This window comes from Pseudomarimonas arenosa (assembly GCF_014841215.1).
Taxonomy (GTDB): domain Bacteria; phylum Pseudomonadota; class Gammaproteobacteria; order Xanthomonadales; family Xanthomonadaceae; genus Pseudomarimonas; species Pseudomarimonas arenosa.
On sequence record NZ_JACYTR010000098.1, the window covers coordinates 1 to 8,061 of the forward strand.

An 8,061-nucleotide genomic window follows, 5' to 3' on the forward strand; every position below is an offset into this window, starting at 1 on the left:
AGTAAATTGTGCGCCCCGCGAAAGATTTGGAATTGCCCTCGCGGGGATTGGGCTAGTGCGTGCCCAGAGCTGGAAAGAGCCGGGCATGAAAATGCGAGACGCTTGGGGCTTGGCCGAGGCCACGGCTTGCGCTTGTTGGCTGGAAGATTTATCTGCTTTGAAGCCACCGAAGCAAGCGCTCTTGAAGGGGCTGCCTCAGTTCAAAACCCCAGTTGACTAACGCCGTATTGAGCTGCCGTTGGCCGGCAGACTAACAGTAAACACGATCACTTCTCCCAACGGTCAGCTCGAATACGTAGTTAGGTTCAATGTGCCGAGTTCCCTGGCGCTCACCTCTCGGGCTAAATAGCCCCAACAATGTTGCCAATTGCCAACAAGAGCAGCCAGACCAGGAATGGGGTGAGCATACCAAGTAACACCACGGGTCGATAAGCCACCAAGCCCCGTAAGTAGAGGCTGCCGTGCAGCGCCGAGCCGACAATGAACCAGAGGAAGAAAAGCACGACCAACAGGTGAGAAATCTCTCCGCCTGCTCTTGGGGCAAGGTTCTCCGCCAGAAACGCGTAAATTGGCCAAAGCCAAATTGTCAGGTACCAGTGCCAATAGGCTCGAACCGTAGCGCCGAGACCGCTCGTGGGGTTTGGCATTGAACCTAACGCCGTATTGAGCTGCCGTTGGCCGGTAGACTAACAGAAAACACGATCACCTCTCCCAACGGTCAGCTCAAATGCGTAGTTAGGTGTCTGTTGGGACATCATCCCAGTCTTCTCCCCAGCCAACCAACCAGCTCATGCCGTAGCGCCGCTCGTAGACAACGATTGGATTAAGTTCAACTGGCATGGGACGGCCAAATAGCTGAGCATCTCTGACGCGCCAGTGCTGATTGTAGAGGGCATTCTCGAGCTCTTCGAGCTCCGGCATGGGGCGAAGTTTCGCCTCATTGACAAATTTAGAAGGTGCCTCGTATGCAAGAACAAGAGCACCAACCGAGTTTAGGTCGACTTGAACGTTCAAAGGAGGGAACTGTTCAATTGCTCGCAGCGCCCAAAGAAGCGAAACCAACGCTTCAATCTTCCAGCTGAAGGTATTGATGTCGCGCTGATCGGGCCGATTCGGCAGGAAGAAAAACTCACGCTCTTTGTCAGAGAAGAATTTGTCAATCTCGTTGACTTTCGCCCAGTTCAGAGTTCGCGTCGGGACATCTTCAAAAGCTCTTGACGTAACCGCCAAGAGCGCAAGGGACCGCTCGGCGACTTCTTGCGCGGTTCTCGGGCGAATGCAGTATTCCATATCGTCGGACATAGACACCTAACGCCGTATTGAGCTGCCGCGGCGCGATAGTTGATCAGTAAACACGGTAGCCTCTCCCCGCGGTCAGCTCGAATACGTAGTTAGACAACGGGCGATGCTTTTACATAGACAGATTCGTGGATAGGGCCGCCGTGAAAGACTGAAGTATACGTGCGAGGAAGCAAATTGTGCGCCCTGAGAAAGATGTTGGAATTGCCCTCGCGGGGATTTGGCTAGTGCGTGCCCAGAGCTGGAAAGAGCCGGGCATGAAAATGCGAGACGCTTGGGGCTTGGCCGAGGCCACAGCTCGCGCTTGTTGGCTGGAAGATTGATCTGCTTTGAAGCCACCGAAGTAAGCGCTCTTGAAGGGGCTGCCTCAGTTCAAAACCCCAGTTGACTAACGCCGTATTGAGCAGCCGTGGGCCGAAATCGTATCAGAAAACATCGCGGCCTCTCCCCACGGTCTGCTCGAATACGTAGTTAGACCACGCGCAAAATTGCCGCACGCTGAAATGCCCTTGGAACCCATGCGAAAGACTGAATTGTGCCTGCGACCACCCAAATCGATGCTCCTGCGGAAGACCTAGTTTGCTTGTGCCGAGCGTAGGGCGAGAGATTGCCGAGCGCAAGAAAATGATGCGCTGAGCTGAAGCAATCGGCGCGGGAGCAAGCAGCACACGTGCTGAAAGGCATGCGCACGAAGCTCTTGCGCCGACGGGGGCCGAAGCGTTCGATCACCCCGAGCTTCGACCCACCAACCTCCATGCCGCTGTCAGAAACCGCAGTGGACTAACGCCGTATTGAGGTGCCGTTGGCCGGCAACATATCAGAAAACACCATGACATCTCCCAACGGTCAGCTCGAATACGTAGTTAGATTGCACCACCGATGCCAAGGAGCCCTTCCCAAACCGGTGCAACTCGCACCCCGGCTGACTCGGAGATGGAAGCCGCAAGAGACCTGTGCTCCAGGACAACAATGGTGGCAGAGGAAATGGCAATGGCAAGAGCAACAAATGCAACACGGCGCGTGACAGCGGGACCGAGCAATAGCAAGAGCGAAGAGAGGAGAGTGCAAAGAAACAGCGCGCAGAGCGAAGTGAAGGTAACCAGCGATGCCGGCGCCCAAGCATCGACCCAGGACCTCGAAATCTCCGCGTCAGAAACAGGGAACAGCCAGGCGTACAGTGCGATGCTCGTGATAGCCAAAGAAATGCCCGCGGAGGACAAGAGCAGAGCGAAGCTGAAAGGGGCTCTTCGAAAGCGCATATTGCTGCAATCTAACGCCGTATTGAGCTGCCGCGGCGCGATAGTTGATCAGTAAACACGGAGCCTCTCCCCGCGGTCAGCTCGAATACGTAGTTAGACAACGGGCGATGCTTGTACATAGACAGATTTGTGGATAGGGCCGCCGCGAAAGACTGAAGTATACGCGCGAGGAAGCAAATTGTGCGCCCTGCGAAAGATTTGGAATTGCCCTCGCGGGAATTCGGCTAGTGCGTGCCCAGAGCTGGAAAGAGCCGGGCATGAAAATGCGAGACGCTTGGGGCCTGGCCGAGACCACAGCTCGCGCTTGTTGGCTGGAAGATTGATCTGCTTTGAAGCCACCGAAGCAAGCGCTCTTGAAGGGGCTGCCTCAGTTCAAAACCCCAGTTGACTAACGCCGTATTGAGCAGCCGTGGGCCTGGAGCGCATCAGAAAACACCACGACTTCTCCCCACGGTCTGCTCGAATACGTAGTTAGCCATGTGCGACAAACGACTCATGGTATGAAACTACAGCGGTTGGTGGAAGGCATGCAAATGAGATGGCTTGAAAGTGCTCCGGTGTGGCTCCGGGCAGCACTAACGAGGGAATGGAAGTGAAGCCGAACCGCGAGTAGTAGCCAGCCGAGCCCAGAACCACGCAACCCTGAGCGCCGAGAGCGCGGAGCCTTGAGAGTGTGCCCTTGATTAGACACTGACCCACCCCACGGCCTTGGTGGGCGGGAGTGACCGAGACGGGCCCGAGACCATACCAGCCACTCTGGCCGGACGAGAGGCTGACCGGCGATGCGGCCACGTGACCCAGGACCTCTTCGCGGAAAGTCGCGATGAGTGACACAGCAAGCTGCCGGGAAGAGCGTAGCGCTCGAACGATAATGTGTTCGGTGCGGCTACTGCGAGGAGCGCTCAAGAACGCGGATACAATGACGGCCTCGATGGCGTCAAGGTCGCCAGGCTCTTCCTCGCGCACATCAAACCCAAACGAACGTATCTGCACGTGGCTAACGCCGTATTGAGCTGCCGTGGGCAGACTGTTTGTCAGAAAACACGACCACTTCTCCCCACGGTCAGCTCGAATACGTAGTTAGGGAACAGGACGACCTGCAGAAGATGTGCAGAGCCGACCGACAAACAACCACCGCGAAACCAAGAAGCTGATCTACGAAGCGCGATTAGCCCCAATTGTAGCCAGGAATCGGGGAAGCGTGCAGGCCGGTAAGAGCGATGCATTGGGGCGCGCCGCTAAGCGGGGCGCGGCGACGAGTAGGCCAAGTGGAGCGGAGCTGCGCGGACTGATTCCAAGGCGTGTCTACCTGCGATGGCACGATTCCACACACAAGTTGGGATCCGATCTCGGGACTTCGAAGGACGCGGATTCGAAGAGCGAAGCTGAAACGCAAAATCGGAATCCAGAATGCTTGCCTCGGTTCGAAGCCCCTGTTGCCTAACGCCGTATTGAGCTGCCGTTGGCCGGCAGACTAACAGAAAACACGATGACGTCTCCCAACGGTCAGCTCGAATACGTAGTTAGCTATCAGACACGGGAGCATAGATTGCCGGCAATGGGAGACCCAGAGATTTGGCGACTCCGTTGACGACGTCAGGGATGCCAGAAACCGGAAACTCGCCAAACAGACCTTCGCGGCCCGCCCGAAATACTTGAACCTTGCCACACATGTAGCAGACCACAAAATGGAGCTCGTCTGTGGCGGAGCGTATGACAATGCCGTGATGCGGAATGAAGCAGTAGGAGACTCCCTCGCCCCAAGATGTATCTGCCCAGCGTGACACCTCTGTTGCGATTGACGCGGCCTGCGCAGATGCGTTAGCGCGGCCAAGGATGCGCCAGCCGTGAAAACATTGGGAATGGGCTTTGGCCTCGGTGCTGGAACAAGAGTCTAGATCGTCGGGGTTGAGGGTGAGCAACTCGACTGACGTCAGCGTGCGTGCAACTTGTAAGGTTGCTGGGCGAGGATAGGGTGAAGGAACTTCCGCCGCCAAAAGACAAGAGGCCGCCAACAGCAGAAGTAAACCTAGCCAATACCGAAACATACTGATAGCTAACGCCGTATTGAGCAGCCGTGGCACGACAGCGCATCAGAAAACACCATGACATCTCCCCACGGTCTGCTCGAATACGTAGTTAGATTACTCTTCCGAGGCGTCGACACACACATAGCCGCCGCCACGTTGACGTTTACGAAACTCTTCTTTGTACTCGCTGCGAGTGCCAGGCTTGAGCAGATCGCACGGGTTGAACCAATGCACCGTGCGCGCGAACCCACGCACGTCAGGAGCCGGGCCCTCAAACTCAGGATTCTCGGGGCAGCGGTAGTGCCACAGGCCGAACCTGTCAGGCACGTCGCCGAGGCACAGAACTTCTTTGACGCCACCGTTGCAGTTGGTGCTGACGACAACAACCGGGCCGGGTAGCTCCTGCGGCGTGTTCTTCACGCGAAGCACGACATCGTGATGGAACTCACCCTGTGCCCAGTGATCAATGTGCTCCCACCCAAATGGCTTCAGTCCGTCGAGGACGCCCTTTAGGCTCAGCGTGTTTGCAAGAGATTCAAGCATTGCAACACCTTCAAAAAGAGTACATCTAACGCCGTATTGAGGTGCCGCGGCACGACATCACTTCAGGAAACATCACGGCCTCTCCCCGCGGTCAGCTCGAATACGTAGTTAGGGTACAGCCACCGCATACAAAGCGTTGCTCTCAGGCCGTGAGCAAGCCCCAATGAACGGGGCGACGGCTTGTCAGTGTGCAGTGGCCAACGAGGGGATTGTAGCCTGGACCAAGAGAAGCCGACAGCCCAACCAAGGCGAGGCGACCGGGCGGGCCGCGATGCGGGACGCAGCCTTCGATGGCTCAGTGGAGCGAAGCTGCACGGGCTGATGGCCGAGAGCCCCATGCCGAGCGACGCCGCGCCCGTGCCGACCGGAAGGTCAAGCTCACCACTGCGCCTGTGACATGCAACCGGAAACAGAGGCTTCCAGAGATTTCAACAGACAAACTCAAGGGCCTTACAGCTGTGGCCTAACTGAGCGTTGAGCAGCCATTGGCTACTGTCATTTCAGGAAACACCGTGACTTCTCCCAATGGTCTGCTCTAACGCGTAGTTAGGCCGAAAGCACCAATCTGTGCGGTCTGAATGAATGACCGGGAACTCAGGTGGTGGCGTTTCGACCTATGGGCGGAGCATATCCTGAATGGGGCTGCAGAGGGACCCAGGACTCGGAGCGCGGGATTCGGGGCCGCCACCAGGCGAGGACCAAACAGGCCTGGCAAGACAAAATTGGGTGGCGGGCAACGCCGAGCCGAGAAAAACATCTTGCGCGGACCTTCAGACTTGTAGCTACTCACCGAGTGAAGCGGTGAACCCCAGCCTAACGCCGTATTGAGCAGCCGTGGGCCGAACACGCATCAGAAAACACCGCGACCTCTCCCCACGGTCTGCTCGAATACGTAGTTAGGGTACAGCCACCGCATACAAAGCGTTGCTCTCAGGCCGTGAGAAAGCCCCAATGAACGGGGCGACGGCTTGTCAGTGTGCAGCGGCCAACGTGGGGATTGTAGCCTGGACGAAGAGAAGCGGACAGCCCAACCAAGGCGAGGCGACCGGGCGGGCCGCGAAGCGGGACGCAGCCTTCGATGGCCCAGTGGAGCGAAGCTGCACGGGCTGATGGCCTAGAGCCCCATGCGGAGCGACGCTGCACGGGCTGATGGCCTAGAGCCCCATGCGGAGCGACGCCACGCCCGCGGTGACCGTAAGGGCATGCTCACCACTGCGCCTGTGACATGCAGCCGGAAACAGAGGCTTCCAGAGATTTCAACAGACTAACTCAAGGGCCTTACAGCTGTAGCCTAACGCCGTATTGAGGTGCCGCGGCACGATGACATTACAGGAAACGCCACGACATCTCCCCGCGGTCAGCTCAAATACGTAGTTAGGGTACAGCCACCGCATACAAAGCGTTGCTCTCAGGCCGTGAGAAAGCCCCAATGAACGGGGCGACGGCTTGTCAGTGTGCAGAGGCCAACGAGGGGATTGTATCCTGGACGAAGAGAAGCGGACAGCCCAACCAAGGCGAGGCGACCGGGCGGGCCGCGAAGCGGGACGCAGCCTTCGATGGCCCAGTGGAGCGAAGCTGCACGGGCTGATGGCCGAGAGCCCCATGCGGAGCGACGCCACGCCCGTGCTGACCGCAAGGTCAAGCTCACCACTGCGTCTGTGACATGCAACGGGAAACAGAGGCTTCCAGAGATTTCAACAGACAAACTCAAGGGCTTTACAGCTGTAGCCTAACGCCGTATTGAGCTGCCGTTGGCCGGAAACATATCAGAAAACACGATCACCTCTCCCAACGGTCAGCTCAAATACGTAGTTAGATTCGTGACTGGGAATGGTTGCCCGCACTTGGCATGCGAAAACCAACAACCAGCAAGAGAATCGCTAGGCAGATTAGGGCAACGGAACTGAACATGACAAGTACGACCGCCTCAGAATGCCGCCTAAACAGCCAGGGGTAGTGTGCTGCGACGGAAACTAGTTCTCGCTGTTGGGGCCCTCGAGTGAGAGTTGCTGCACCGCAGCTGTTCCGGCGCGAACAGCATTTCCGAGGACCGGGGGATCAGCGAACAATGGCCAAGCCCACGCCATGAGGGTCGCGCCAAGTACGGCAAGCGCTGCCGATACGGCAAGAACGAAAAGCCTATCAAATCCCATAGGCGATCCTCACGAATCTAACGCCGTATTGAGCTGCCGGTGGCCGGCAGACTAACAGAAAACACCATCGCCTCTCCCACCGGTCAGCTCGAATACGTAGTTAGAGCCGTGGATCCTTAGTCTACAGTACTGCAGGTTCGCGCAAGCACAGTTTGCCTTGGCGGGAACTTCTTTATCACTCGAAGACTCCAATGCCACCTGAAGCGAATGGATGGACCGATTGTGCGCGAGTATTGGGTTTCGGCTGTGGTCGGGTGGGTTATGGTACTACCATGGCGCGTTGGCGTGGCTGCGACCGGTGAAATACAAGATGAGTACACGGCTCGCAAATTTGTAGCTGAAGTACGCCACTCCGCTAGGTTCGCCGAAGTATCCAGCGACCATTGTATACTAGATGAAGGCCGTTCACTTCAAGAGGCGGTGTCGTACCTAGCGGGCAATCAGCCGACAAAACTGATTTCGCACACTCAACCACTTCCGCAGCGCAGCAACTACCACGCAATACTAGTTGAGATGCAGGACGGGACTCTGGTCTCCATCAACGTATTCGAATCCGAGGGGCAGTGCGCAAAGTTTATGACGTCAATAGTGGTCGTAGATTGATGGCCGCCGTGCATTGTAGCCCTGGGGGTTCAGGGGCGCTTCACACGAGCGCTAACGCCGTATTGAGGTGCCGCGGCACGATAACACTTCAGGAAACATCACGACCTCTCCCCGCGGTCAGCTCAAATACGTAGTTAGGGAACAGGACGACCCGCCAACGAGAAGCGGAGCGAG

The 8,061-nt window shown here is 57.2% G+C and carries 3 protein-coding genes; all 3 read right to left on the reverse strand.

The genetic code is table 11. The annotated features are described in order from the left end of the window. Positions 1-735 precede the first annotated feature (735 nt). The 3 genes from IFO71_RS20920 to IFO71_RS20930 all read right to left on the reverse strand — a co-directional run bounded on the left by IFO71_RS20920 (position 736) and on the right by IFO71_RS20930 (position 5,131). A complete protein-coding gene (locus IFO71_RS20920; RefSeq protein WP_192031634.1) occupies positions 736-1,302 on the reverse strand; it encodes a DUF4272 domain-containing protein in 567 nt (188 codons plus the stop codon). A gap of 1,727 nt (positions 1,303-3,029) precedes the next feature. Beyond that, the gene (locus IFO71_RS20925) at positions 3,030-3,551 is read right to left on the reverse strand and encodes a GNAT family N-acetyltransferase (RefSeq protein WP_332309431.1); all 522 of its coding nucleotides are present in this window, start codon (positions 3,549-3,551) and stop codon (positions 3,030-3,032) included. A 1,151-nt stretch (positions 3,552-4,702) separates the two neighbouring features. Further along, entirely contained in the window at positions 4,703-5,131 is a 429-nt protein-coding gene (locus tag IFO71_RS20930) for a hypothetical protein (RefSeq protein WP_192031635.1), read from the reverse strand. Positions 5,132-8,061: the final 2,930 nt, after the last annotated feature.